Annotated in this window: 23 protein-coding genes; 14 read left to right on the top strand and 9 right to left on the bottom strand. The window is 71.9% G+C overall.

Features of this window, described 5'->3' with window-relative positions:
* The first annotated feature begins 104 nt into the window (after positions 1-104).
* The gene (locus ACTMTF_RS35025) at positions 105-605 is read left to right on the top strand and encodes a GNAT family N-acetyltransferase (protein ID WP_441114523.1); all 501 of its coding nucleotides are present in this window, start codon (positions 105-107) and stop codon (positions 603-605) included.
* On the top strand, positions 602-1,645 hold the full coding sequence (gene pseI, locus ACTMTF_RS35030) for a pseudaminic acid synthase (protein WP_441114524.1): 1,044 nt from the start codon (positions 602-604) through the stop codon (positions 1,643-1,645). Before ACTMTF_RS35025 ends, pseI begins: the two co-directional genes overlap by 4 nt.
* On the opposite strand, the gene ACTMTF_RS35035 is transcribed toward pseI, so the two are convergent.
* Positions 1,626-2,699 (bottom strand): PseG/SpsG family protein, encoded by a 1,074-nt coding sequence (locus tag ACTMTF_RS35035; protein WP_441114525.1) that lies wholly within the window; start codon positions 2,697-2,699, stop codon positions 1,626-1,628. The genes pseI and ACTMTF_RS35035 overlap by 20 nt on opposite strands.
* On the bottom strand, positions 2,696-3,424 hold the full coding sequence (locus ACTMTF_RS35040; RefSeq protein WP_441114526.1) for a cytidylyltransferase domain-containing protein: 729 nt from the start codon (positions 3,422-3,424) through the stop codon (positions 2,696-2,698). Before ACTMTF_RS35040 ends, ACTMTF_RS35035 begins: the two co-directional genes overlap by 4 nt.
* A gap of 97 nt (positions 3,425-3,521) precedes the next feature.
* Between ACTMTF_RS35040 and pseB the strand changes: the two genes are divergently transcribed.
* Together pseB and ACTMTF_RS35050 are read left to right on the top strand one after the other, a co-directional pair.
* On the top strand, positions 3,522-4,505 hold the full coding sequence (pseB, locus tag ACTMTF_RS35045; protein ID WP_441114527.1) for a UDP-N-acetylglucosamine 4,6-dehydratase (inverting): 984 nt from the start codon (positions 3,522-3,524) through the stop codon (positions 4,503-4,505).
* On the top strand, positions 4,505-5,629 hold the full coding sequence (locus tag ACTMTF_RS35050) for a DegT/DnrJ/EryC1/StrS family aminotransferase (RefSeq protein WP_441114528.1): 1,125 nt from the start codon (positions 4,505-4,507) through the stop codon (positions 5,627-5,629). Before pseB ends, ACTMTF_RS35050 begins: the two co-directional genes overlap by 1 nt.
* A 1-nt stretch (position 5,630) precedes the next feature.
* On the opposite strand, the gene ACTMTF_RS35055 is transcribed toward ACTMTF_RS35050, so the two are convergent.
* Genes ACTMTF_RS35055 through ACTMTF_RS35065 form a run of 3 tightly spaced genes read right to left on the bottom strand, consistent with a single transcriptional unit; the run spans position 5,631 to position 10,068 of the window.
* On the bottom strand, positions 5,631-7,517 hold the full coding sequence (locus tag ACTMTF_RS35055; RefSeq protein ID WP_441114529.1) for a glycosyltransferase family 2 protein: 1,887 nt from the start codon (positions 7,515-7,517) through the stop codon (positions 5,631-5,633).
* 53 nt (positions 7,518-7,570) lie between these two features.
* The gene (locus tag ACTMTF_RS35060; protein ID WP_441114530.1) at positions 7,571-9,238 is read right to left on the bottom strand and encodes a hypothetical protein; all 1,668 of its coding nucleotides are present in this window, start codon (positions 9,236-9,238) and stop codon (positions 7,571-7,573) included.
* Complete coding sequence (locus tag ACTMTF_RS35065) at positions 9,235-10,068, bottom strand: hypothetical protein (RefSeq protein ID WP_397008018.1); 834 nt, start codon at positions 10,066-10,068, stop codon at positions 9,235-9,237. The genes ACTMTF_RS35060 and ACTMTF_RS35065 overlap by 4 nt, the downstream gene beginning before the upstream one ends.
* A 164-nt stretch (positions 10,069-10,232) precedes the next feature.
* On the opposite strand from ACTMTF_RS35065, the gene ACTMTF_RS35070 reads away from it, so the two are divergent.
* The 9 genes from ACTMTF_RS35070 (at position 10,233) to ACTMTF_RS35110 (ending at position 20,431) form a co-directional block, all read left to right on the top strand.
* On the top strand, positions 10,233-10,481 hold the full coding sequence (locus ACTMTF_RS35070; RefSeq protein WP_397008016.1) for an acyl carrier protein: 249 nt from the start codon (positions 10,233-10,235) through the stop codon (positions 10,479-10,481).
* Positions 10,456-11,214, top strand: a complete 759-nt coding sequence (locus ACTMTF_RS35075) for an SDR family NAD(P)-dependent oxidoreductase (protein ID WP_441114531.1) — start codon at positions 10,456-10,458, stop codon at positions 11,212-11,214. The genes ACTMTF_RS35070 and ACTMTF_RS35075 overlap by 26 nt, the downstream gene beginning before the upstream one ends.
* Before the next feature lie 3 nt (positions 11,215-11,217).
* Positions 11,218-12,582: an AMP-binding protein gene (locus tag ACTMTF_RS35080; protein WP_441114532.1), complete on the top strand. Its 1,365-nt coding sequence runs from the start codon at positions 11,218-11,220 to the stop codon at positions 12,580-12,582.
* Positions 12,579-13,610: a LuxE/PaaK family acyltransferase gene (locus ACTMTF_RS35085; protein ID WP_441114533.1), complete on the top strand. Its 1,032-nt coding sequence runs from the start codon at positions 12,579-12,581 to the stop codon at positions 13,608-13,610. Before ACTMTF_RS35080 ends, ACTMTF_RS35085 begins: the two co-directional genes overlap by 4 nt.
* Entirely contained in the window at positions 13,610-14,821 is a 1,212-nt protein-coding gene (locus ACTMTF_RS35090) for an acyl-CoA reductase (RefSeq protein WP_441114534.1), read from the top strand. The genes ACTMTF_RS35085 and ACTMTF_RS35090 overlap by 1 nt, the downstream gene beginning before the upstream one ends.
* A gap of 670 nt (positions 14,822-15,491) precedes the next feature.
* Complete coding sequence (locus ACTMTF_RS35095; RefSeq protein ID WP_441114535.1) at positions 15,492-17,654, top strand: hypothetical protein; 2,163 nt, start codon at positions 15,492-15,494, stop codon at positions 17,652-17,654.
* A gap of 140 nt (positions 17,655-17,794) precedes the next feature.
* The gene (locus ACTMTF_RS35100) at positions 17,795-19,024 is read left to right on the top strand and encodes a glycosyltransferase (protein ID WP_441114536.1); all 1,230 of its coding nucleotides are present in this window, start codon (positions 17,795-17,797) and stop codon (positions 19,022-19,024) included.
* Between the two features lie 7 nt (positions 19,025-19,031).
* Entirely contained in the window at positions 19,032-19,760 is a 729-nt protein-coding gene (locus tag ACTMTF_RS35105; protein WP_441114537.1) for a methyltransferase domain-containing protein, read from the top strand.
* A complete protein-coding gene (locus tag ACTMTF_RS35110; protein ID WP_441114538.1) occupies positions 19,754-20,431 on the top strand; it encodes a polysaccharide deacetylase family protein in 678 nt (225 codons plus the stop codon). The genes ACTMTF_RS35105 and ACTMTF_RS35110 overlap by 7 nt, the downstream gene beginning before the upstream one ends.
* Positions 20,432-20,488: 57 nt before the next feature.
* Here ACTMTF_RS35110 and ACTMTF_RS35115 read toward each other — a convergent pair whose 3' ends face one another.
* Entirely contained in the window at positions 20,489-21,463 is a 975-nt protein-coding gene (locus ACTMTF_RS35115; protein WP_441114539.1) for a hypothetical protein, read from the bottom strand.
* 102 nt (positions 21,464-21,565) lie between these two features.
* Positions 21,566-22,453 carry a helix-turn-helix domain-containing protein gene (locus ACTMTF_RS35120; RefSeq protein ID WP_441114540.1) on the bottom strand — a complete coding sequence of 296 codons (888 nt, stop codon included), beginning with the start codon at positions 22,451-22,453 and terminating at the stop codon, positions 21,566-21,568.
* A 133-nt stretch (positions 22,454-22,586) separates the two neighbouring features.
* Between ACTMTF_RS35120 and ACTMTF_RS35125 the strand changes: the two genes are divergently transcribed.
* Positions 22,587-23,591 carry a zinc-binding dehydrogenase gene (locus ACTMTF_RS35125; protein WP_441114541.1) on the top strand — a complete coding sequence of 335 codons (1,005 nt, stop codon included), beginning with the start codon at positions 22,587-22,589 and terminating at the stop codon, positions 23,589-23,591.
* A gap of 12 nt (positions 23,592-23,603) precedes the next feature.
* Here the strand turns inward: ACTMTF_RS35125 and ACTMTF_RS35130 are convergent, their stop codons facing one another.
* A complete protein-coding gene (locus ACTMTF_RS35130) occupies positions 23,604-24,104 on the bottom strand; it encodes an alpha/beta fold hydrolase (protein WP_441114542.1) in 501 nt (166 codons plus the stop codon).
* Between the two features lie 66 nt (positions 24,105-24,170).
* On the bottom strand, positions 24,171-25,718 hold the full coding sequence (gene guaA, locus ACTMTF_RS35135) for a glutamine-hydrolyzing GMP synthase (RefSeq protein ID WP_441114543.1): 1,548 nt from the start codon (positions 25,716-25,718) through the stop codon (positions 24,171-24,173).
* Positions 25,719-25,730 lie beyond the last annotated feature (12 nt).

Consider the following 25,730-nt stretch of genomic DNA (forward strand, 5'->3'; position numbering starts at 1 on the left):
GTCACTGGGTCAGATGAGGGCAGGATGCCTCGGCGTTCCCCCGGGGAAGCGATTCTTTACGCTACGTTGTGCAATGGATCGAACGCAGCACGTAAGGAGGGGCGGTGCTCAGAGACGTCGAAGAGCACGAACTCCCCGCGATGCGCCGCTGGCGCAACCACCCGCGGGTGCGGGCGTCCAGCTTCACCACCCACACGATCACCAAGGCCGAGCACGCCCGCTGGTGGGCCACGGTCAGGAACGACCCGGCCAGGCGGGTGCTGATCTACGAGCACCGGGGGGTCGCCGCCGGCGTGGTGTCCTTCTCCGGCCTGACCCCCGGAGGCAGGAGCGCCGACTGGGCCTTCTACCTCGACCTGGCCGGGCTGGAGCGGTCGGGCGAGCTGCTGGCCGCCTGGATCGGGCTGGAGCGCGCGGCCATCGAGCACGCCTTCGGGCCGCTCGGCCTGACCACGCTGCGCGGCGAGGTGCTCGCCTGCAACGAGCCGGTCCGGCGGCTGCACCGCCGGTTCGGGTTCGCCGAGGTCGCCGGTTATGAGCTGGAGCTGGCCGGGCTGTGCCGTGAGGTCGTCGCCGTCGAGCTGACCAGGGAGAAGGACCCATGATCGAGATCGCGGGCCGGGCCGTCGGGCCCGGCGAGCCGCCGTTCGTCATCGCCGAGATGTCCGGCAACCACAACGGCAGCCTGGAGCGCGCGCTGTCGATCGTCGACGCGGTGGCCGCCAGCGGCGCGCACGCGCTGAAGCTGCAGACCTACCGCCCCGACACCATCACCGTCGATTCCGACGGCCCCGCCTTCCGCATCGGCGCATGGCACGACCTGTGGGGCGGCGAGCGCCTTTACCAGCTCTTCGAGCGCGCCCACACCCCCTGGGACTGGCACCAGCCCATCTTCGCCCGGGCCCGGCAGCACGGGCTCATCCCCTTCTCCTCGCCCTTCGACCCCACGGCCGTCGAACTGCTGGAGAAGCTCGACGCCCCCGCCTACAAGATCGCCTCCTCGGAGATCGTCGACCTCCCCCTGATCAGGCTGGCCGCGGCCACCGGCAAGCCGCTGATCATCTCCACCGGGATGGCCTCCATCGCGGAGATCCACGCGGCCGTGGCCGCCGCCAGGTCCGCCGGTTGCGACCAGCTCGCCGTCCTGTCGTGCACCGCCTCCTACCCCGCCTCTCCCGCCGAGAGCAACCTGCGCTCCCTCCCGCTGCTCGCCGCGATCACCGGCGCGGTCACCGGCCTGTCCGACCACACCCCCGGCCTCGGCGCCGCCCTCGCGGCCGTCGCCTTCGGCGCCTGCCTGATCGAGAAGCACGTCACGCTGTCACGGGACGCGGGCGGGGTGGACGCGGCGTTCTCCCTGGAGCCGCACGAGCTCGCCGCGCTGGTCGTGGAGAGCGAGCGCGCCTGGCAGTCGCTGGGCTCCCCCGTCATCGGCCCCCGCCCCAGCGAGCGCGAGGGGCTGCGGTTCCGCCGGTCCCTGTATGTGGTGCGGGACGTGCGAGCCGGTGAGCCGGTGACCGAGCTCAACGTGCGCTCCATCCGGCCCGCCGGCGGCCTGCCCCCGGACGCCGCGGCCGACGTGATGGGCCGCGCCTTCACCCGCGACACCCCCCTCGGCACCCCGCTCACCTGGGACCTCCTCTGACGCTGGGGTCCAGGAGGGCGTCGGCGACGCGTTCGCGGCCCCGGCCGTCGATCAGGCTCCTGCCGCGCCTGCCGTACTCCTCCCGTAGCGCCGGCGTGGCGAGCAGGCGGGCCAGCGTGGCGACGGCCTCCGGGCCGGGCTCCGGGCCGAGGCCGGCCGCCAGGCCGCCGCGCACCAGCGCCTCGTACCCGGCCGACTGGTTGTCGGCCACCCAGGTCAGCGCGGTGGGGACGCCCAGGTGGAGCAGCTCCCAGCTCGCGGATCCGGCGGCGGTGAGCACCAGGTCCACCTCGGCCATCAGCTCGGGCAACCTGTCAGTCGGCGGGATCACCCGCACCCGCTCCTCCGCCCCGAAGGGCACCGGACTGATCACCGTGGCCTCGTACGGCAGTCCCGTCCGGCGTAGCGCCGCCGCCCAGGCGGGCGCGACTCCGGCGCTGTCGGTGCCGCCGAAGAAGCAGAGCACTCGCGGCACGCTCCGCGCCCACGCCGACCGGCGGCAGCGCCGCACACTGTCACGCAGCAGCACGTACGACGCCCCCGCCAGCCGCCTCGCCCCACCCGGCCGCGACGCTCGGGGCCCGGGCAGCGCGGGGAAGGGGCGGTGTTCGGCGCCGAGGTTCTGATCGAGGTAGAGGTCGGCCTCCTGCCCGAGCGGATCCCCGTCGACGATCGCCAGCACCACCGGCCCATGCCCCGAGAGGCCCGCCCCCGAATCCCGGCCCGCTCGAAGGGCCGCCCCCGTACCTGGGTCGAGCGTGTAGGAGTCGAGCACCACGGCGTCAAGGCGCAGCTCGTCCACCAGGGAGGCCAAGAGCACGGGCTCGCGCGGGGCCGGGACCAGCGGCAATCCTCGGGCCCGTAGCTGCTCGGCGGCCCACGGCGAGCCGGACACCGCACCGAGGAAGACCACCTCGACCCCGCGCGCGGTCAGTTCCTCGGCGAGCGCGACACACCGCACCAGGTGGCCGACGCCGATCGCGGCACCGGCGTCGCACCGGATCCCGGCCCGCCGCACCGACGGGACCGCCGGCGAGGGCTCGCTCCCGGTCACGCGTCCTGCAGTTGCTTCTGGATGATGTGCGCGTTGAGGCGGCATACCTCCGGTCTGGCCCGCAGCCAGGCCACCAGGGCCCGCATCGGGACGCACCCATCGCCCAGCTCCCCCACCACGCGCGAGATGAGCCGCCAGTCGTCCTCGGTGTCCAGGGTCACCCGGAGGTCGGCGGCGCCGGGCGGGTAGGCCAGGCCGAGCAGGCGGGCGTCGCCAGGGTGGGAGTAGACGTAGGAGGTCACGTGGGTGCGGTGATAGCCGTCGGCGCACTGGTCGGCGCGCCGCAGCGCGGGCAGGCCGACGATCTCCACGTCGAGCCCGCGCGGCAGTGTCCCCGCGAGGCCGGTGCTCAGGTAGTCGAGCCCCGGCAGCGCCCGGTAGACCTGGGCCGCCTCGCGGATGATCGCGGGGTCGAGCAGCGGGCAGTCGGCGGTGAAGCGCATGACCGCGTCCCCCGGACGCCCCGCCATCACCTGCACGAACCTGGTGAGGACGTCGTCCACCGGCCCCCGGTGGCAGGGCACGCCCAAGGCCCGGCACTCGGCCGCCACCGCGTCGTCCTCCGCCCGCGCCGTGGTGGCCACCACCAGCTCGTCGACCGCCTGCGACTCGCGTACGGCACGGACCACCCACCCCAGCACCGTACGGCCGCCGAGGTCGCGCAGGACCTTGCCCGGCAGCCGTGTGGACCCCATGCGCGCCTGAATGATTCCGACAATACGCACCGATGCCCCATTTCCCCGTGTGACTGTGCGTCATTGATTGGCTGCGTTATGCTACCGGCCAGGCTTCTGGGCCGTAGCCGTCAGTTCGGGGGACCCCTTGAGCATTCTCAGTGGATCGTCAGTGTTGGTCACCGGAGGCACGGGGTCCTTCGGCAGGACGTTCATCCGCCACGCGCTCGACTCGCTCGGCGTGCGCAGGATGGTGGTGTTCTCGCGCGACGAGCTCAAGCAGTACGAGCTCCGCCAGCTTCTCGGCGAGGACGAGCGGCTGCGCTACTTCATCGGCGACATCCGCGACAGGGAGCGCCTGACCCGGGCCATGCACGGCGTCGAGTACGTCGTCCACGCCGCCGCGCTCAAGCAGGTCGACACGGCGGAGTACAACCCGTTCGAGTATGTCCGGACCAACGTCGGCGGCTCGCAGAACGTGGTGGAGGCCGCCATCGACTGCGGCGTGCGCAAGGTCGTGGCGCTGTCCACCGACAAGGCCTCCAGCCCGATCAACCTGTACGGCGCGACGAAGCTGGTCGCCGACAAGCTGTTCGTGTCGGCCAACCACTACGCCGCCAGCCACGAGACCCGTTTCTCCGTGGTGCGCTACGGCAACGTGCTCGGCAGCCGCGGCTCGGTGGTGCCGTTCTTCCAGCGCCTGGCCGCGCAGGGCGGCACCCTGCCGATCACCGACAAGCGGATGACCCGCTTCTGGATCACCCTCGACCAGGCCGTCAGGTTCGTGGTCGACTCCTTCGAGCTGATGCAGGGCGGCGAGCTCTACGTGCCGCGCATCCCGAGCATGCGCATCCTCGACCTGGCCGACGCGCTGGCGCCGGGCTGCCCGATCGACGAGATCGGCATCAGGCCGGGCGAGAAGCTGCACGAGGAGATGATCAGCCCCGACGACGGCCGCAGGGCGCTGCGCCTGGCCGACCGCTACGTCGTGCAGCCCACGATCGCGGACTGGGGCTACGTGCCGCCGACCGGCGGCGAGACCCTGCCCGAGGGGTTCGCCTACCGCTCCGACGCCAACGACCGCTGGCTGTCGGTCGACGACCTGCGCGCCCTGGTCCCGGCCGGCGCCTGATGCTTCCCTACGGCCGCCAGTCCATCGCCGACGACGACGTCCGGGCGGTGACCGAGGTGCTGCGCGGCGACTGGCTGACCACCGGCCCCGCGGTCGGCCTGTTCGAGTCGGAGCTGGCCCGATGGACGGGCGGCGTGCCGTGCGTGGCGGTCACCTCGGGCACGGCTGCCCTGCACGTCGCCTATGTGGCCGCCGGGGCCGGGCCGGGCGACGAGGTGATCACCTCACCGCTGACGTTCGTCGCCACGGCCGCCACCGCCGCGCTGCGCGGCGCCCGGGTGGTCTTCGCCGACGTACAGCCCGACACCGGCAACCTCGACCCGGACTCCGCCGCCGCCCTGGTCACCGGCCGGACCCGGGCGATCACCGCCGTGGACTACGCCGGTCATCCCGCCGACTACGACGAGCTGCGCGCGCTCACCGACCGCTGCGGCGCGGTGCTGATCGGCGACGCCGCCCACTCCATCGGCTCGGTCTACAAGGACCGGCCGGTGGGCGCGCTCGCCGACCTGACCACGTTCTCGTTCTTCCCGACCAAGACCGTGACCACGGCCGAAGGCGGCGCGGTCGCGGCGGCCGACCCCGTCAGGCTCGCCAGGGCGGCCCGGTTCAGAAACCACGGCCTGGTCAGGGACCCGGTCGAGCAGCGTGACCCCGACCACGGCGGCTGGCACCAGGAAGTGCACGACTTCGGCCTCAACTACCGGCTGCCCGACGTGCTCTGCGCCCTGGGCGTCAGCCAGCTGAGGCGACTGGACCGCTTCCGTGCCAGGCGTGCCGAGCTGGTCGCCCGCTACAACACGCTGCTCGCCGGGCTGCCCGGCCTCACCCTGCCCGCCCAGCGGCCCTACACCTCTCCCAGCTGGCACCTCTATCCCGTACGGATCGGCGACGGCCGCAGGCGCGAGGTCTACGAGCGCATGCGGGCGGCCGGCATCGGCGTGCAGGTCAACTACCTGCCGGCCTACTGGCATCCGGTCTTCGAGGACCTCGGCTACCGGCGCGGCCTGTGCCCGGCGGCCGAGGCCTACTACGCCGAGCAGCTCTCGCTGCCGCTCTTCCCCGACCTCACCGACGCCGAACAGGACCGGGTCGTCGAGCGGCTGACCGCCGTCCTGGCCTGACTCAGCGCTCCAGCAGCAGCAGGCAGCCGTCGTCGCTCCTGTCGACGAGGAAACTGCGGCCCTCGACCCGCACGGGCTGACGCTCCTGGGTGCGGACGAGGGTCCGGATCGCCCGTCCCTGGTCGACGACGACCTCCCACCACGACTCCTCGCCGACGGACTCGTCGATGCCCGCCAGCGGCACCCGGGCGTGGAACTCGCGCCCCGCCAGCGTCGCGGGGAAGTACATCTCCTCACCGTCGCTCCTGCGCACCAGCCTGACCACCGGCTCGCCGTCGCCCGGATCCGCCAGCTCGCCGGAGAAGACCAGGTCGCCGCCGTCCACCTCGCAGTGCCGTACCAGCGCGCCGGCCCGGCGCAGCCGCAGCCCCCACGCGCCCCTGAAGGCGAGCGCCGGGACCAGCCACACGCCTGCGCGGCGGCGCGGCGGCGGGGCCGCGGGCGGCAGCCGGCGGTCGCCGCGCACCTTGCCCTCCAGCCGCAGGCCTGGCCCCTTGAGCCCGACGCGCAGGTCCCAGTGGCCGAGCCGGGCGATCCGCTCAGGCGTCAGGGCGGCCGGATCGAAGGAGAACCGGAACGGGAACGCGTGCTCCGGCACGCACCCGCCATCGGGCAGCTCGACGTTCTCCCAGGTCGGGGACGCGCTCTCCACCGAGAGCGGCATCCGGTCGCCGGTCCTGCGCTCCTCCAGCCACACGCTCACCCGCACCCGGTCCAGCTCGCTCACGTCGAACCGGCCGACGCCCACCCGGCCGGCACCGCGCAGCACGCCGCCGCGCCACTCCAGTTCCACCAGCCTGGCCGTCGGGCTCAGCTCCTCCGACACCTCCGACAGGTGCCCCGGCAAGGCCGGATGCCGGCCGTACCAACGCTTGCGCAGCAGCCCCGCGGAGCCGACCGGCGGGTGCAGGAGACCGTCGCGCGCCTGCGCGAAGACCTGCGCCACCTCGTCCAGGCGGCGCTGGTGCAGCAGGTGCACCAGGAGGCGGAGAGCGTACGGCACGCGCGGCAGCACGTCCGGCCGCACACTGTCGAGATACCGTACGACCAGGTCCACGAGGGCGTCGTCGGCGTCGGCGCCGAGCCCGGCGAGGGCCTCGACCGCGACCGCCATGTCGATCTCCAGCGTGTCCCGGTCGAATTCGGGCCTGAGCCTGCGCGCCCGCGCGTCCAGCAGCGCGGCCGTCTCCAGCACCGACAGCAGGCGGTCGCGCAGGTTGTCCGGCTCCAGGCGGCGCTGGGTGATCGAGGCGCCCGGCTCGTCGCGCTGACGCCAGTGGTAGACGACCTTGTGCAGCACGTCCACCGCGCCCGCGCCCACATGGGCGGCGATGGCGACCGGCTGGTCCTCGTACATCCGGTCGGGGAAGCTCAGCCCGAGCGCGTCCCAGAAGGAGCGCCGGTAGACCTTGTTCCACAGCATGCGGTCGCGGATCAGCAGCCGGTGGCGGGTGATGTGGGTGCGGGTGGCCGGCTCGGCGAACGCCTCCTTGTGCGCCCACGACGGGACGAGCAGGTTGCGGTGCAGGCGCATGACGTTCCCGCAGGCGAGGTCGGAGCCGGTCGACTCGAGCGAGGTCACCAGGCGCTGGAACGCCGCCCGCGGCACCATGTCGTCGCCGTCGACGAAGGCCAGGTAACGGCCGCTCGCCTCCCGCACACCCGCGTTGCGTGCGCGCCCGACGCCGAGGTTGGCCTGCTGGATGAGGCGGATGCGCCCGTCCGCCGCCGCCTTGGCCGCCACCACGGCGGCGCCGTCGTCGCGGCTGCCGTCGTCCACGCAGATCACCTCGAAGTCCCGGAACCGCTGCGCCGCCAGCGAGTCCAGGCAGGGGCCGAGGTACTTGCCGACGTTGTGAAAGGGCACGATCACGGAAAGGACCGGCACGTGAGCTCCTGTTCTTCAGCCGGACACTTCAACTTCGACCGGACGGTTCGGCTTCAGCCGGACAGCAGGCGCATGACCCTGCGGGCCACCTGGCGCGGCCGGGACAGCCGTCGTGACAGGCGGTAGCCGAGCGTCCTGCGGTACGCCGAGGCCTTGCGCTGGGTCCTGCGCAGCTTGGCGCGCGCCCTGACCAGCTCCCGCTCACGGTAGGTGAGCTTGGTCTCCAACCGGCCGATCCTGGCCAGGGCCGCGGTGAGCTGGTCGGCCAGGCGGTCCCGGGTCCGGAGCAGGTCGCGGTAGGCGGGAGCCGTCCCGCCCGGCTCGGCGGGGCGGCCGAGCTCGGCGTCCAGCTTGCGGGCCAGATCGAGCTCGTCCTGATCGAACGAGCGGTCGGCCATCCCGCAGAGCGTCAGCGTGAGCTGGTCGGCCTGCAGCGGCCACGGCCACGGGTGGTGATGCCCGGCGGCCAGCAGACGGACCGCGAAGCGCCACAGGATGCGGCAGAGCACCACGTCGGGGGCGGGCGACGACTGCGGGGCCGGGCCGTCGCCGATGACGGCGAACCGCTCGCCGTCCCACACCAGGCTGTCGGTCGTGGCCGCGGCGTCCCCTTCCTCCTCCACCCACCGGGCCAGCGCGGCGAGCAGCTCCCGCACCGCCCGGACGTCCTCGCGGGCGCACGCCTCGACGAGGATCTCCTCCACGACCCGCCCGGGCGGAATCGCCCGCTCCTCCCCATCGGGCAACCGCCGCACGGCGACCGGCCGCGATCTCTCGTACGTGGCCTGCGCCGGGATCACCTCGTGTACGGCATGGCCTTCCTCCATCAGGCCGAGGGGCAGGTTCGTCGGCTCGGGCGTGGCCGGCGGCCTGGTGGCCACGGTGAGCCAGAGGGGCGCGAGCTGTTCGCCCAGGCGGTGCCTGAACACCAGCCGGGTCAGCCGCAGCGGGTCGGCGACCAGCATGCGGTCCTCGGCACGCGCGCTCAGCGGCAACGCCAGCGCCTCCGGCAGGTCATGGCCGAGCGCCTCCCGGGACAGCAGCGCGCGCGGCGCCCGGCTGTCCGGGTAGGCCGAATAGCACCGCCCCACCTCAAGCCCGGCCGACTCCAGGCCGGCGTCGAGGGCGGCCGGCCCGTCGGGGTAGGTCGGGTCGAATCCGTGCGGCTCCCACTGGTCGTCGCCGCTGTCCCGGTCGGGAGGCCGTGCCTCGATGAACCTGTCCACGCCCAGGTCGTTGCGGACGCCGAGCACCAGCCGCCCGCCCGGTGCGACGAGCGCGGCCAGCGCGGCCAGCGACTCCTGCCAGGACCCGGCCGGCGCCTCCGCCGAGTGCGTGCGCCGCAGCCCGTCGAAGGCCAGCACCAGGTCGTACGGCTCGTCGCCGGTGAACACCTCCAGCCTGCCGCAGTACACGGCCAGGCCGGGGTGGCGTTGGCCGAGCGCGCGGGCGTCGGGGTAGGAGCGCAGCAGCAGGGCGGCGGCCGGGGCGCGGGCGGCCACCTCGTCGACGAGCGCCTGGGGATGCGGGCCGACCATCAGCACCCGCCCCGGCCTAGGCCCTGGTTCCGGGCCTGGGTCCGGGCCTGGCTCCGGGATCAGTCTGGTGATCAGCTCCAGGGCCACGCCTTGCCAGTCGGTGAAGCCCGACGGGTTGGACAGGTCGGACCACAGCAGCATCTCGCCGCCGATCAAGCGGACGTTCTCTGATGCCTCGGTCATGCGCATCGCACCCGCTTCCAGCCGAACATTCGCCGTAGCTCCTCAGGTGTCGCCTGATAGTCGAATCCCAGCTCCCGCCGCGCGGCCTCCCCGGCCAGCTCGGGGTCGACGCGGACGCCGTGCAGCTCGGGCCAGAGCCGCAGCCGACGCGCCGTACCGCCGTATTCGGGCCGTTCGTCCTCCAGCTGCATCGGATCCCCGTAGACGGCCACCTCGCAGCCCACCGAGGCGCCGTAGAAGAGGGCGCTGCCGAGCCTGTTGGAGGCCACCCTGCGATGGCGTCTGAGCTGGGTGAGCTGCTTGCGCAGGAAGTCACGCCCGCCGCCGTCCCAGCGCGACCCCCGATCGCCGTGGCAGATGACGCGGAACCCCCGCGACTCGTAGGCCTGTCGAATGTGGGGATTCGCGAATTCCAGCCAATATAGGCAGATTGTCACGCGGCCGGACTCCACATCCTTTATTTCGGCGGCGAGGCGCGCGTGGTCGCCGCTGACGGTGTGTTTCTCCCAGCCATGAAAGGGATACCAGATCGTGCCCTCGCGTTTGGCCTTGGCTCCCAGATCCGGCTCCAAGTCGAGCAGGTAGATCCAGGGCGCGCCGATGAGATAGTGGCCACGGCGGCCCATCGACCATCCCCTGCGCCGCAGCACATCTGACCAGACAAAACGGGGGTATCCGGGACTACACCAGTGATCATTCGGCGGAAATCCATGCAGATAGTTCCAGCCGTGCTGAAGGAATCCATGGATGCGCTTAGGTGTTTCGTCCGCCAAACCGCAGTATCGCGCGAGTATGCGGGAGTGACCGTACCAGTGATTGGATTCGTCCATTGTTTCCCCTTTAGCGGTTGGCGCGCCCCATCCGACGTTCCCAGCCCCTCAGGGACGCCACGCGCCGTTATACGGTTCCATTACTCGCGACGGGGGCTTGGTTTCAGTTGACCCGGGATCACGGCTACACTACGTCTCGTCTTGACGACAGAGAGTGAGTGCACATGAGCCATCTCGACCGCCTGCGTGCCGTCTTCCGCAGCTCGCTTAACCTTCCGTCCGACGCCGAGGTCGACGGCCTCGAATACCGCGCCATCCCCCAGTGGGACTCCCTCGCCCACATGTCGCTGATCGCCGCGATGGAGGACGAGTTCTCCGTCATGATCGACACCGACGAGATGATCGACATGAGCTCGTTCACCAAGGCAGCGCGGCTGCTGGAGAAGCATGGCATCGGCGCAGCGGCCCTGTGACCCCCGCGTCGTCCTGGTCACCGGCTCGACCACGGGCATCGGCCGGGCCGTCGCCATGCGGCTCGCCACGACCGGGCGCACCGTCATCGCCCACGGCCGCGACCTCGACCGGACGGCCAAGGCCGCGGCCGAGATGGCCGCGCTCACCGGCGGCCACGTCGAGGCCGTCCACGGCGACGTCTCCGACCCCACGGCGGTCTCCGCGATGGCGCACGAGATCCACCAGCGTCACGGCCGCCTCGACGGCCTGGTGGTCAACGCCGGCATCCACGCGGCCGGCCTGCTCGGCATGATGCGCGGCGAGACGATCCGCGGCCTCTTCGAGGTCAACGCGATGGGCGCCACACACACCCTGCAGGCCATGGTGCGGCTGCTGCGCAGAGGCACCAGCCCGTCCGCCGTCCTGGTCTCCTCGATCACCGGCCGCGAGGGCGCCGCCGGTCAGGCCGTCTACTCCGCCACCAAGGCCGCGGTCCTGGGCCTGGCCAAGGCCGCCGCCAAGGAGCTCGGCCCGGCCGGCATCCGGGTCAACGCCGTGGCGCCCGGCTACATCCAGACCGGCATGCTGTCCACGCTCGACGACGACGCCCGTGCCGCCACCGTCGCCGCCACCCCGCTCGGCCGGCTCGGCACCGCCGACGACGTGGCCGCCGTCACCGCCTTCCTGCTCTCCAGCGACGCCTGTTTCATCACCGGTCAGGTCATCGGGGTGGACGGCGGGCTGGTGCTGTGAGCGATGGGCGCCCCGATGGATTACCTGCCGCACCCGCACGCCCGCCTCATCGTGGCCGGCGAGCCGGGCGATCTCGGCGGTGGCCGGCTCGCCGCCCGGGTGAGCCGCACCGCCCAGGCCCTGGCGGAGCTGCCGCCTGGCCCGCTGTTCTGCGGCATGCGCAACGACCTGCCCTCGGTGCTGCGTTACCTCGGCGCCTGGCAGGCCCGCAGGCCGGTGGCCCTGCTGGACCCGGATCTGTCCGCCGCCTCGCTGGCCGCGCTCGTCACCCGGTTCAGGCCCGCCGCGCTGCTCGGCTTCGCCCAGGCCCCTCACGGCCGCAACATCCCGCACGGCACGACGGCGGTCCGCCGCACCCCGCGCTCGGGCGCCGGCGATGAGGTGGGCGAGCCGCATCCCGAGCTGGCCGTCCTGCTCGCCACCTCCGGATCCACCGGCAACCCCAAGCTGGTGCGGCTGTCCCGGACCGCCGTGCTGTCCAACGCGCACGCCATCGCCGAGGCGCTGGCCATCGGGCCCGACGAGGTCGCGCCCACCAGCCTGCCGCTCCACTACAGCTACGGCCTCTCGGTGCTCAACAGCCATCTGGTGGCGGGGGCGAGCGTGGTGCTGACCGACGCCGGACTGCTCGAACGGTCCTTCTGGAGCTCACTCGACGATCACCGGTGCACCTCGCTGGCCGCCGTCCCCTACCAGTACGAGATGCTGCGCCGGCTGCGCTTCGACCCCGCCGAGCATCCCGCGCTCATCACCCTCACCCAGGCGGGCGGGCGCCTGCGGCCCGACCTGATCGACGAGTTCGCCGCCAAGGCCGACCTCTACGTGATGTACGGCCAGACCGAGGCGACGGCGCGCATCGCCGTGCTGCCGCCGAAGCGGCTGGCCGATCGGCCCGGCTCGGTGGGGCAGGCCGTTCCCGGCGGACGGCTCACCGTCCAGGAGGGCGAGGTCGTCTACCACGGGCCCAACGTGATGATGGGCTACGCCGAGACGGCCGCCGACCTGACCAGGGGCGAGGAGCTGGGCGGCGTGCTGCGCACCGGTGATCTCGGCCGGCTGGACGACGACGGGTTCCTCTACCTCACCGGCAGGGTCAAGCGCATCGCCAAGATCTTCGGCGTCCGGGTCAACCTCGACGACGTGGAGCGGCTCCTGCGTGACTGCGGGCCCGTCGCGGCGACCAGCGGCGACGACCGGGTCACCGTGTGGGCCGAGGGGCTCGACACCAAGGGCTGCGCCGCCCTCGCCAGGCGGCTGGGCACCGAGCTGCGGCTGCACTGGAGCGGCTTCGACGTCCGAGGCGTCGACCGGCTGCCCCTGCTCACCACCGGCAAGATCGACTACCTCGCTCTGGAGGCCAGGACGTGACCGTATTCACGCTGTCCGCAGCCGAGAGAGAGGCGGCCCTGCTGCCCGAGCTGGCCGCGCTCACCGAGCGGCATCGCCGCGCCTGCGAGCCCTACCGGCGGATCCTGGACGCGATCGGCTCCGCCGCGCCCTACTCTCGGGTGGCCGACCTGCCGTGGCTGCCCGTACGCCTGTTCAAGACGCACGAGCTGCGCAGCGTGCCGGAGGAGCAGGTGTTCAAGGTGCTCACCTCCAGCGGCACCACCGGCCAGGTGCCCAGCCGCATCTACCTCGACCGGCAGGCCGCGGCCACGCAGCCGCGCATGCTGGCGGCGACGTTGCGCGCGGTGCTGGGCGAGCGGCGGCTGCCCATGCTGATCGTCGACAGCCGCTCGGTGGTGCGCGACCCGACGCTGAGCGCTCGCGGCGCCGGCGTGCTCGGCATGATGAACCTCGGCCGGGACCACACCTTCGCCCTCGACGAGCGGGGCGTGCTCAACCACGGGGCGGTGAAGGGCTTCCTCGCACGTCACGGCGGCAAGCCGTACCTCATCTTCGCCTTCACCTTCATGGCCTGGCTCCACCTGCGCGAGCTGGGCCTGGACCTGTCGCAGGGCGTGCTGATCCACTCCGGCGGCTGGAAGAAGCTCGCCGAGCAGTCGGTCGACACCGCCGAATACCGCCGGCGGCTGAGCGAGGAGTGCGGCCTGCGCCACATCCACAACTTCTACGGCATGGTCGAGCAGATCGGCACCGTCTTCCTCGAAGGGCCCGACGGCGGCGGCCTCTACTGCCCCGACTTCGCCGACGTGGTGATCCGCGACCCCGACACGTGGCAGGAGGCGCCGCCAGGCGTGCCGGGGCTCATCGAGGTCGTCAGCACGCTGCCGACCTCCTATCCGGGGCACGTCCTGCTGACCGAGGACCTCGGCGTCGTGCACGGCGTGGACGACGGGATCTGGCCCGGCAAGCGCTTCTCCGTGCTCGGGCGGCTCCCCCGCGCCGAGGCACGCGGCTGCAGCGACACCCACGGGCTGGCGGCCGCGTAATGCTCGACGTCAGGTTCCCCGCCGGTCCGCCCGTGCCCGTGGACGACCTGCTCGACCAGGTGACGGCCGGCGGCCGCCTCTCGGTCGGCGACGAGCGGATCCGTGACTTCCTCACCGCCTTCGGCAGGCGGCTGCTGCGCCCCACCCTGTCGCGCCGGCACCCCGAGCTCGGATCGCTCGGCTTCTTCCTGCGCCGCAGCGAGCTGCTGCGCACCATCGAAGGGCTTCGCGGCGAGCATGTACGGGTGCCGCGCGGCCTGGTCTTCCACATCCCACCGGCGAACGTCGACACCATCTTCGTCTACTCCTGGGCGCTGTCGGCGCTGATGGGCAACCGCAACGTGGTGCGCCTGTCACCCCGTGCCGGCACCGTCGCCGCCACCATCGTCGAGACGCTGCAGGAGACGCTCGACGACGCCGATCCCATCGTCGCCGCGACCCAGCGCATCGTCTGCTACGACCGCTCCGAATCGATCACGGCCACCCTCTCGACCGCCTGCGACCTGCGGGTCATCTGGGGCGGTGACCGCACCGTCGACGAGGTGCGCAAGCATCCGCTGCCGCCCTACGCGCGCGACCTCGCCTTCCCGGACCGGTCGTCGTTCGCCGCCGTCCGGGCGACGGCCTGGCTGTGCGCGCCCCGTGCCACCCGGCAGACGGTCACCGAGGGGTTCGTCAACGACTCCTACTGGTTCGACCAGGCCGCGTGCTCCTCTCCGCGCACCGTCTTCTGGGTGGGGTCGCGCGACGACTGCGACGCGGCCCGCGCCGATTTCACCACCCACCTGTCGCGCACGGTGACCGAACGGGGCTGGGCGGTCGACGCCGCCATGGCGGTGGAGAAACGGGTGTCCACCTACGGCCTGGCGGCCGACGGCTCGGCCGGCGCCATCGACTTCCACGGCAACGCCCTGGCCAACGTCACACTCGCGACGGCCGTGGCGGCACCCCGGCGCTGGCTCGGCACCGGCACCTTCGCCCACGCCCGGCTCGACTCCCTGACCGAGCTGGTGCCCCTGGTGGGCCGCCGGGACCAGACGCTGACGCACTTCGGCTTCCCCCGGGCCGAGCTGCTGGAGCTGGCGCAGGCGCTCGCCGGGCGCGGCGTCGACCGCATGGTGCCCTTCGGCGACGCGCTGAGCTTCCACCGTGTCTGGGACGGCGTGGACCTTGCGGCCGAGTTCACCCGTCTGGTCACCGTCTCCGCCTGACCCCCACCATGCCACCCGCCACACCCCACCCCCTCCACCCGCCACCCCATCGGCGCACCGCCCCGGCACACTTGCCACGTCATTGGCGCACTGCCTCTCACCCCCGGACAGCCGCTCTCTCGGACCGCCGCGACGTTCTCCCGGCACCGTTTCAACCGGCTTGCCAGGACGTTCGCAGCCGGCCCTCATCGTGCCCGGTGTTTCGGCCTGCGCTTCTGGGGTCAGCCGGCCGGGCTTGGCCGGGATGGCCTCCAACACGGGTGTCCTTCGAGCCGACGCTGCATCCGATGCCTTGCCGACCCACCGAGCGGCATCGCCGTCTTGGCGGCCCCACGCTGGCGCGCCGACTTACTGCCCACCCCATCTCCAGCACTGTGACCCCACCATGCCCTATGCCGGCGCGCCGAATCGCCAACCACCGTCTGCATCACCGCCTTGGCGAGCTTGGGTGGCTGGGGGGCTGGGGGCGTAGGGGCCAGAGCTGAAAGGCGGGGCGGAGGTTGGCAGGCCGGGTGGGTGGTTCTGCGGTGGTGGGCTCGGGGCGGGTTGTTTTGGTGGGCTGGGTGGATTTTCGGGGGGATGTATGACGGTTGTGGTGTCCGGTAGGGCTGTTGCTTCTGTGGGGCGGAGGAAGGGATGGAGGCCTGGCGCGGGGTGGGTGCCGGCGGGGTTGGTGCTGGTTGCGGCGGTGGTGGTGCTGTGCCGGTTCGGGGTGCCGGTGGAGGAGGTGGGGGCGTTTGCTGGTCATGTCGGGATCGGGGTGATGCTGCCGGGCATGTTGCTCTGGCGGGCGCTGGGGCCCGGGGGTGGGTCGCTGCCCGCGGACATGGCGGCGGGGCTGGCGCTGGGGTACGCGGTGGAGGTGCTGGTCTATATCGTGGCGCGGGCGGCGGGGGTGCCGCTGGCGGTGGTGGTATGGCCGGTGGTCACGATCGGGGCGTTCGTCGCCGTGCCTCGGCTGCGGCGGCATTGGCGCGGGCGCGGGGTGCGGGTGCCGGTCGGGTGGGCGTGGGCGATGTCGGGCATCGTCGGGTATCTGCTCGCATGGACCACGCAGCAGTTCTACCGCGTGCACGGTCTGGCGTGGCCGGGCAACGCAGGCCCATACGTGGATATGTCGTACCATCTGGCGCTTTTGGGAGAGATCAAGCACCATGTGCCGCCGACCTTCCCGACGGTGCTGGGTGAGCGGCTGTCATACCACTGGTTCGTGTACGCGGAGATGGCCGCTACGAGCTGGGTCACCGGGATCGAGCCGCAGACGCTGCTCTACCGCCTGACCGCCCTGCCCATGCTGGCCGGGGTGGCCGTGCTGGTCGCGGCGGTCGCCTGGCGGTTGACCGGACGGCCCTGGGCGGGGGTGGCCGCGATCCTGGTCACCTGCTTCGTCTGCTCCCCAGAGCTGCACCAGGGCGGCCTCGACCTGTTCACCACCCGGTCGCTGTTCACCGCGTGGCTGAGCCCGACCCAGAACTTCGGCGCGTTGCTGTTCGCCCCGGTGGTCCTGCTGTTGATCGGCTTCCTGCGTTCCGGGCGGGGGCGATGGGCGGCCGTGTCAATCCTGCTGCTCGCGTTGACGGGCGCCAAGGCCACGTTCCTGCCGTTGGTCCTGGGCGGGCTGGCGCTGGTGGCGGCGATGTCGTGGGTGGTGCGCCGGCGGCTGGACCGTACGGCGCTGATCGCGGGGGGCATCGCGCTGGCCTGCCTGGCCACGGCGCAGTTCGTGCTGTTCGGCGGCGGGTCGCAGGGCATGACGATCGCGCCGCTGGACACCATGCGCCGGGCCTGGGCGACGGCTGCGGGCCTGACGAACTCGGAGATGGCCGGCGCGCCGCTCGGCGACCTGCTCGGGCTGGGGACCCTGCATCTGGCCTGCCTGATCTGCGTGTGGGCGGGGCTGGCCGGCCTGGTCGCGCACCGGGCCGTGCCGTTCCACGGGGAAGGGCGGTGGGGGATGCTGCTCGATCCGGCGGTGCTGTTGCTGCTCGGCATCGGGGCTGCGGGGGTGGGCGCCATGCTGGTGCTGGGGCATCCGGCCGCCTCGCAGCTCTACTTCCTGGAGGGCGCCCGGCCGTACCTGTCGATCGCGGCGGTCGCCGGCGGGCTCGCGCTCGTCCGGACGTGCCGGGGGCTCTGGCCGGTGGCGGGGTGCGCGCTGGTCCTGGGCACGGTGCTGGCGGTGACCGTCAAGGCGGTCATGGGCCCGCCCGTCCCCGTTCAGCCGGACGATCTGCCGGCCATCGCCCTGCCCTATCTGGCGCTCGGGTGCGCGGTCTGGGTGGCCTGGCTGGCGCTCGTGTGGTGGCGCCGGCCGGTGGCGCTGGTGCTGGTGGCGCTGGCCACGGGTTACGTGATGCCGGACACGGCCACCAAGATGGTCGAACAGCTCGGGCCGCCGGGACAGTTCGCGCCCACGATGCCCGAGGGGGGCATGGAGGCGGCCAGGTGGCTACGGGATCACTCCGCGCCGGACGACGTGGTGGCGACCAACGGCCACTGCCGCCCGCTGCGCACCCCCTACTGCGACAGCCGCCACTACTGGGTGTCGGCCTACAGCGAGCGGCGGGTGCTGGTGGAGGGGTGGGCCTACGCGGAGAGCACGCTGTCGCGGGCGCCGCTGACCGACGAGTCGTATCTGAGCCTCGGGTTCGCGGATCCGGGCCGGCTCGCGGCGAACGACTCCGTCTTCCTCGCGCCGTCTGCCACCAATATCTCGCGACTCGTTCGTACATACGATGTTGAATGGCTTTTTGTCGAAGGGAATGCCCCACCTCTCGGGCAATTCGCCCGGTTGCGGTTCCGTAGTGGCGCGTGCGCGATCTACCAGTTGTGATCCTGCCCTGAAACCCCCATCGCCAGCACGGAGTAAAAACCTCGCCTGCTCCGAGAATGTCGAGGGGAAATCAACCGTCCGCGCGTGGTCCGGCTGAGCACCATTTCCGTAGTCCCGGCCACAAGCGATCAGGGGAACCCATGGAAACGCGCGTGCGCCCAGACCTCGGCGCCGTCGGTGGTCCGGCCAGACTCGCGACCGTCGACATCGTCATTCCCGTGCTCAACGAGGAGCGGGCGCTGCCCGGCTGCGTCCGTACGCTGACCGCCTTCCTGTACGAGTCCTTCCCGCTGCCGTGGCGCGTCACGATCATGGACAACGGCAGCACCGACGGCACCTGGGCGATCGCCGAGGCGCTGGCCGCCGAGTTCGACCAGGTGCACGCCAGGAGGCTGGCGAAGGCGGGGCGGGGGGCGGCGTTGAAGGCGGCCTGGCGCGACAGCCCGGCCGACATCGTCACCTACATGGACGTCGACCTGTCCACCGGGCTCGGCGCGCTGTTCCCGATGGTGGCGTCGCTGGCCAGCGGGCATTCCGAGATCGCCGTGGGCACGCGCCTGTCGCACGGCGCCCGCATCCGGCGCTCGCTGAAGCGGGAGGTGGTCTCGCGCGGCTACAACGCGCTGCTGCGGTTCGGATTCGGTGTCGGGTTCAGCGACGCCCAGTGCGGTTTCAAGGCGGCCAGGACGGACGTGGTCAGGCCGCTGCTGGACCGGGTGGAGGACGACGCCTGGTTCTTCGACACCGAGCTGCTCCTGCTGGCCGAGCACAACGGGCTGCGCGTGCACGAGGTGCCGGTGGACTGGGTCGAGGACCTGGACTCGCGGGTCCGGGTGGTGAAAACGGCCCTCGACGACCTCAGAGGGCTGGCCAGGCTCTCCTGGTCGATGTCGCGGGGCCGGGCGGTGGTCGAGGTGCCCCGGCCGGCCGAGCCCGCGCCCACGCATCCGGACGCGGTGGTGGCCGCGCCCCGGGCGGCGACGCTGGCGAAGTTCGTCTCGTTCGCCGCCGTCGGCGCGTTCACCACGCTGCTGTACGCGCTGCTCTACCTCCCGCTGAGGGGGTTCCTGTCACCGGTGACGGCGAACCTCGCCGCGCTGATCCTCACCGGGGTGGTCAACACCGAGGCCAACCGCCGGTGGACCTTCGATCGCCGGGGCGGCAAACGTACCGGACTGCATGCCAGGGCGGGGGTGGTGTTCCTCGCCAACTACGCGCTCACCACCATGGCGGTGCTGGGCCTGCACGCGCTCGTCCCGGCGGCCGGGCGGCTGCTCGAAGTGAGCGCGGTCGTCGCCACCTACGGCGCGCTCACCCTCACCCGTTTCCTCGCACTCGACCACTGGGTCTTCGCCCGCTCACGGAGCTGATTCACTCTTGGACGCCACGGAAATCCGGCAACTGGTCGCGCTTGAGCGTACCCACTGGTGGTATCGGGAGCGGCGCGCCATCCTGCGCCGGGAGCTGCGCGCGCTGGGCCGGCCCGGACGCGCGCTCGACGTGGGGGCGGCGGGCGGCGGCAACACCGAAGTGCTGGTGGAGCAGGGCTGGGACGCCACCGCCACGGACAGCTCGCCGGTGGCGGTGGAGATCGCGCGTGAGCGGGGACTGAGGGCGGTGCCGGCCGACGCGCGCAGCCTGCCGTTCGAGTCGGCCGGCGTCGATCTGGTGACCGCCTTCGACGTGCTGGAGCACGTCGAGGAGGACCACCTGGTCACCGAGGAGATCGCGCGGGTGCTGCGGCCCGGCGGGCACACGCTGATCGCGGTGCCGTGCGACATGGAGCTGTGGTCGCCGCACGACGACGCGGTCGGGCACGTACGCCGTTACTCCCGCGACTCGCTGGTCAAGGTGGTGGAGAAGGCGGGGCTTCAGGTGGAGCGGGTCTGGAGCTGGAACGTTCTGCTGCGCCCGCTCATCGCCAGGCATCGGCGCGGCTCCACCGGTAGTGACCTGCGGCGGATGCCGGCCGTCATCAACGCGGGCCTTTCCGCCGTGGTCATCGCCGAACGATATCTGCCCGTCCAATCCCGCAGAGGCGTGACCCTTTTCCTGCGGGCCCGTCGAGACGAAAGCCCGTTTGGTCATAAAGTGTCGCTGTGTTGATTCAGGGCTTACTCGCTACCTCGTTAGTGCTCGCCGGGTCCCCCGCCGCCGCCGTACAGGCGAAGGTCGACTGCGCCAAGGTCAAGTGCCTCGCGCTCACCTTCGACGACGGGCCAGGCAAGACCACCCCGGCCCTGCTCGACGTGCTCAAGAAGGAACGTGTCAAAGCCACGTTCTTCCTCGTGGGCAAGCGGGTCGACGAGCGGCCCTCGGTCGCCAGACGCACCCTCGCCGAAGGGCACGCGATCGGCAACCACACCTACTCGCACCCCTGGCTGCCGAGCAGGCTCGAAGACGACATCATCCAGGAGCTCAAGGCCGCCCAGCAGGTCATCAAGGACGCCACCGGGCATACCCCGACGATGTTCAGGCCGCCGTACGGGCGCACCAACGACCGCGTGCTCTATCTGGCGGAGCAGTTCGGTCTCGCGCAGGTGATGTGGACGGGCACCACGCTGGACTGGGACCTGAAGGACGCCAAGAAGATCAAGGCCGCGGTCCTGCGCCTGGCCAAGCGCGACGGCGTGCTGCTCATGCACGACACGGTCCCGCAGACGGTCAAGGCCATGCCGGGGATCGTCAAGGAACTGAAGAAGCGCGGCTATCACCTGGTCACCGTGCCGACGCTGCTGGGCGGCAAGCGGCTGAAGGCCGGGACCAGCTACCCGTAGCAGAGTAAGCCCTCCGGCGGCGGCACGTACCGCCTGTGCCTCGGACCCGACGCCGCGTCAGTGGCGTGGCAGGGTGGCGAGCAGCAGGTTGGGATCGGTGGCGGTGGTGTAGGCCGCGCTGAGCACATGGAGGGTACGCCCCCGTACGGCGACCGAGGTGGGGTTCTGCAGGCCGTCGGAGGCGGTCAGCAGCGTGGTGACCTTCCCCTTGGGACCGACGCGGACCACGGAGCTGATGCCGTGGAGCGCGGCGATGACCCGGTCGTCACCCGACCCGGCGAAGGCGAAGTCATCGATACCGGCCAGCCCTTCGGCCATCACCTTGATCGGCCCGGGGCGCCCGTGCCGTAGCGGGATCCGCAGCAGGGTGCCTCTGTCGAGGTTGCTCGCCCAGACCGCGCCGTCACGTACCTTCACGCCGTTGACGCCGATGAAGCCGGTCGAGGCGAGCTGCGGCGCGGACGACCACACGCTCGCCCGGTGATCGCCGAGCCGGACGGTGGAGATGGTGCCGAGCGCGGAGTCGGTGATGTAGAAGGTCTTCGACCGCTCGTCCAGGGCGAGGCCGTTGGGCAGCCCGGTGGCCGGCAGCGCGGCGACGCGGGTCGGCGTGCCGCCCTCCCGCAGCCTGTACAGGCCGGTGGTCTCGGCCGCACCGCTGGCGTACAGGAAGTACAGCGTGCCGTCATCAGTGCGGACGATGCCGGTGGTCAGCGCGAACTTCAGCACCGGGGTGTCCACGCCGCCGTCCATCGGGGCCGGCATGGTGGCCAGGATCCGCGTCGTACCCTTCTTGGTGACCATGGCGACCTGCCGGGCGGCCGCGAAGGTGACGTACGCGGTGCCGTCGGGTGAAAGGGCGATGTTCTCCGGCGTCTGTCTCTTCGCCAGGTCGAAGTGCACCGCGATCCGGGACGGCACCGCCTCTTGCTGTGTCGCCGCGGGCCGCAAGCTCCCCGTGGTGGTGGCCGATGCCGTTCCCCCGGTCAGAGCCGCCATGAGGGCCGCGGTGACGACTGTGGCTGTGGTCATGTTCCTGCGCATGCTGTCCTCGTTCTCCATAGGTCTTCTTGGGCACTCTGAATACGGCACTCGTGCCGAGCGCCCGGGATTTCTGCTAACAAAGGTGACTTTCTACTGCCGGGTCGGACTGTCCTGCCTGGCGGCCGACCCGGTGGCGACGCTGTGCACCAGCAGCGTCATCGCGGCATGCGACGGCGATCCGACCTCGGTGGTCGCGACCACGATCCGCTGATCTCCCTCGGAGCGCAGGCTCTGCTGGGTGACCTTCATGGCCCCCACCAGCGGATGGCGCATCTCGTAGACCTCCGCCCCGCTTCCGGCCTTGACCCGGTGATCCGCCCACATCGCCGCGAACTCCGGACTCTTCACCAGCAACTCGCCGACCAGCGCCGCCAGCAGGGGGTCGTCCGGATGCTGCCCGGACACCATCCGCAGCGTCGCCACCACGGCGCGGGCCTTGGTCGGCCAGTCGGTGTACAGCGCCCGGGTGTGCGCGTCCAGGAACATCAGCCGCGCCATGTTCGGACGCTGTGCCGGACGATCGGGCCCGGCCACGGTCACATGCCCGGCGAACAGGGCGTGTCCGGTGACGTTCCAGGCGAGCACGTCGCTACGCCGGCCGAGCACCACCGCGGGCACATCCCCCAGTGCGGCGACCAACTGCCGCACCGCCGCCGTGACCCGCTCCGGAGCGGGTCGCCGCCCGCCGGGCCGGCGCCGCGTAGAGGCGGCCAGCTCGTGCAGGTGCGCCCGCTCGGCGTCGTCGAGCCGCAACGCCCCGGCGATCGCGTCCAGCACCTCGGCCGAGGCGTTGAACGACTGGCCCTGCTCCAACCGCGCGTAGTACGACGCGCTCACCCCGGCCAGCAGGGCCAGCTCCTCACGGCGCAGCCCCGACACCCGGCGCTGGTCGCCGTAACTCATCAACCCGACGTCTTCGGGCCGGAGCTGCGAGCGGCGGGTGCGCAGGAACTCGCCGAGGTGTCGCTTCGAGGTCATGCCCCCATAGTGGCGGCCGGTCCGATAACCAACCACTCCCTCCCAGGGATACCCAGGGTCGAACAGCGGTTGACCTCAAGTTCGGTCGAGGTTGCATTCTGTCGGAAGACATCGAGCGACAAGTGGGGACGACATGCGGGTTGTAGAGGCGACCGAGTTCGGTGGACCGCAGGTGCTGGTGGCGCGGGAGGCGCCCGACCCGGTGGCCGGCGCGGGACAGGTAGTGATCGAGGTGGCCGTCGCGGACGTCCTGTTCCTCGATGCACAGTTGCGGGCGGGCTGGGGCGAGGGCTTCTTCCCTGTGACGCCGCCTTACGTGCCGGGTGACGGGGTGGCCGGGCAGGTCCTCTCGGCCGGGGAGGGGGTGGATCCCGGCTGGGTCGGCCGCCGGGTCGTGGCCAGGACCGGCGCGCCGAACGGTGGCAGCGACTCCATCGTGGCCCCGACCGGCGGCTACGCCTCTCGGGCCGTCGCCTCGGCCGAGGCGCTGATCCAGGTGCCCGATGGGCTCGACCTGAGCCAGGCGGTGGCGCTCCTGCACGACGGCCCGACCGCCATGGAGCTCATCGGCGGCGCCGCGATCCGGCCGGGCGAGTGGGTGCTGATCACCGCCGCGGGCGGCAGCCTGGGCGTCGTCCTCGCACAGCTCGCCCTGGCGGCGGGCGCCCGGGTGATCGGAGCCGCGCGCGGCGCGCGGAAACTGGACCTGGTGCGGGAGCTCGGCGCCGAGGCGGCGGTGGATTACACCGAGGACGGCTGGCCCGAGCGGGTGCGTGAGGTGACCGGTGGGCGGGGCGTGGACGTGGTGTTCGACGGCGCCGGTGGCCCTCTCGGCAGGGGTGCGCTGGAGGTGACGGCGAGCGGCGGCCGGTTCTTCGCCTACGGTGCCGCCAGCGGCGACTTCGCCGAGGTCACCCCGGACGAGGCCGCCGGCCGGGGCGTGCGCCTGATCGGGATCATGGATCAGCGGTCCGACGCGGCGGAGGTGAAGCGGCTCACCGAGCGGGCCCTCGCCGACGCCGCGGCCGGGCGGCTCAGTCCGTACGTCGGGCAGACGTTCCCGCTGGAACGGGCGGCCGACGCGCATGCCGCGATAGCCGCCCGCACGGCCGTCGGCAAGACGCTGCTGAAGTGCTGATTCCGCCGCTTGTCACACGTGGGTGGCGCAGGCGCACCAGCCCAGGGGGGCGAAGGCCACCCGCATGGTCCAGCCCGCCCGGCGGGCCAGTGCCGCGTAGCAGCGGTCGAGGGTGTGCATGCCGGCCCGGATCTCGGGGGTGGCCACCGGGCCCCACGGGCCAAGAGCGCCGATGAAGGTCAGGCGGCCGGGAAGGAGGGAGCCGCAGGCGAACAGGTGCGGGCCCGCGCCGGAGTGGCCCACCACGCCGAACCGCTCGAAGCCCAGCGCGTCGGCGAGCGCACTGACGTCGTGGGGCCAGTCACGGAAGGTGCGGTGCCGTTGGTACGTGGACCGTCCGTATCCTGGCCGGTCGGGGGCGATGAGCCGGAATCCATGCCGCTTCGCCGCCTGGTCGGCGAACGCCCCTTCGAGGCGGCTGCCGGGGGTGCCGTGGAAGTAGAAGGCGGGGTAGCCCCGAGGATCCCCGAACTCGGCGTAGGCGAGCTCTCGTCCGTCATCCAGTCGCACCATGTGCATGCAGCCCCGGAGACTTGGGCGACCCCCCAGGGCGATCGCCCAAGTTCTACCCCCGAACGGCTACTCCCACTCGATGGTGCCCGGAGGCTTGCTGGTCACATCGACCACCACCCGGTTGACGTCCCTGACCTCGTTGGTGATGCGGGTGGAGATGCGCGACAGCACGTCGTAGGGCACCCGCGCCCAGTCGGCCGTCATCGCGTCCTCGGAGGTGACGGGCCGCAGCACGACGGGGTGGCCGTAGGTGCGGCCGTCGCCCTGCACGCCCACCGAGCGAACGTCGGCCAGCAGCACCACCGGGCACTGCCAGATCTCCCGGTCCAGGCCGGCCCGTGACAGCTCCTCGCGGGCGATCGCGTCGGCCTCGCGCAGCAGGTCGAGCCGCTCGCGCGTCACCTCGCCGATGATCCGGATGCCGAGGCCGGGACCGGGGAACGGCTGCCGCCAGACCATGGCCGACGGCAGGCCGAGCTCCTCGCCCGCGCGTCGTACCTCGTCCTTGAACAGCGTCCGCAGCGGCTCCACCAGCTTGAACTGCAGGTCCTCGGGGAGCCCGCCGACGTTGTGGTGCGACTTGATGTTGGCGGTGCCGGTGCCGCCGCCGGACTCGACCACGTCGGGGTAGAGGGTGCCCTGGACGAGGAAGTCGACCGGGCCGTCGGCCATGATGGCCCGCTGCTCGTCCTCGAAGACGCGGATGAACTCGCGGCCGATGATCTTGCGCTTCTCCTCGGGGTCGGTGACGCCTTCGAGGGCCTTCAGGAACCGGTCGGCGGCGTCCACGACGCGCAGGTTGACGCCGGTGGCGGCGACGAAGTCGCGCTCGACCTGCTCGGCCTCGCCCTTGCGCAGCAGGCCGTGGTCGACGAAGACGCAGGTCAGCCGGTCGCCGATGGCGCGCTGGACGATGGCTCCGGCCACCGCGGAGTCGACGCCGCCGGACAGCGCGCAGATCGCGCGCCCCTCGCCGACCTGCCGGCGGACCGCGTCGATGGACTCCTCGACGATGTTGAGCATGGTCCACGTCGGGCGGCAGCCCGCCGCGTCGAGGAAGTGCCTGAGCACCTGCTGGCCGTGCTCGGAGTGGAGCACCTCGGGGTGGAACTGCACGCCGTAGAGGCCGCGCTCGGGGTGCTCGAAGGCGGCGACCGGGGTCTCGCTGGTCGAGGCCGTCACCGCGAAGCCCTCGGGAGCGGCGGCGACGCTGTCGCCGTGGGACATCCAGACCTTCTGCGTGGCGGGCAGCCCGGCGAAGATCACGCCCTCGGTCAGCACCTCCAGGGCGGTGCCGCCGTACTCGGCGACGCCCGTGCGGGCCACCTCGCCGCCCAGCGCCTGGGCCATCGCCTGGAAGCCGTAGCAGATGCCGAACGTGGGCACCCCGGTCTCGAACAGGCCGTGCGGGATGTCCGGGGCGTTGTCGGCGTAGACCGAGGACGGCCCGCCGGACAGGATGATGGCCTTCGGCTTCTTGGCCAGCATCTCCTCGACCGGCATCGTCGAGGGAACGATCTCGGAGTAGACGTGGCACTCGCGCACCCGCCTGGCGATCAACTGTGCGTACTGCGCACCGAAGTCGACGACGAGCACTGTGTCGAACTCAGACACCGAGAGAACCCC

This window comes from Nonomuraea sp. ZG12, assembly GCF_052068115.1.
Classification (GTDB): domain Bacteria; phylum Actinomycetota; class Actinomycetes; order Streptosporangiales; family Streptosporangiaceae; genus Nonomuraea.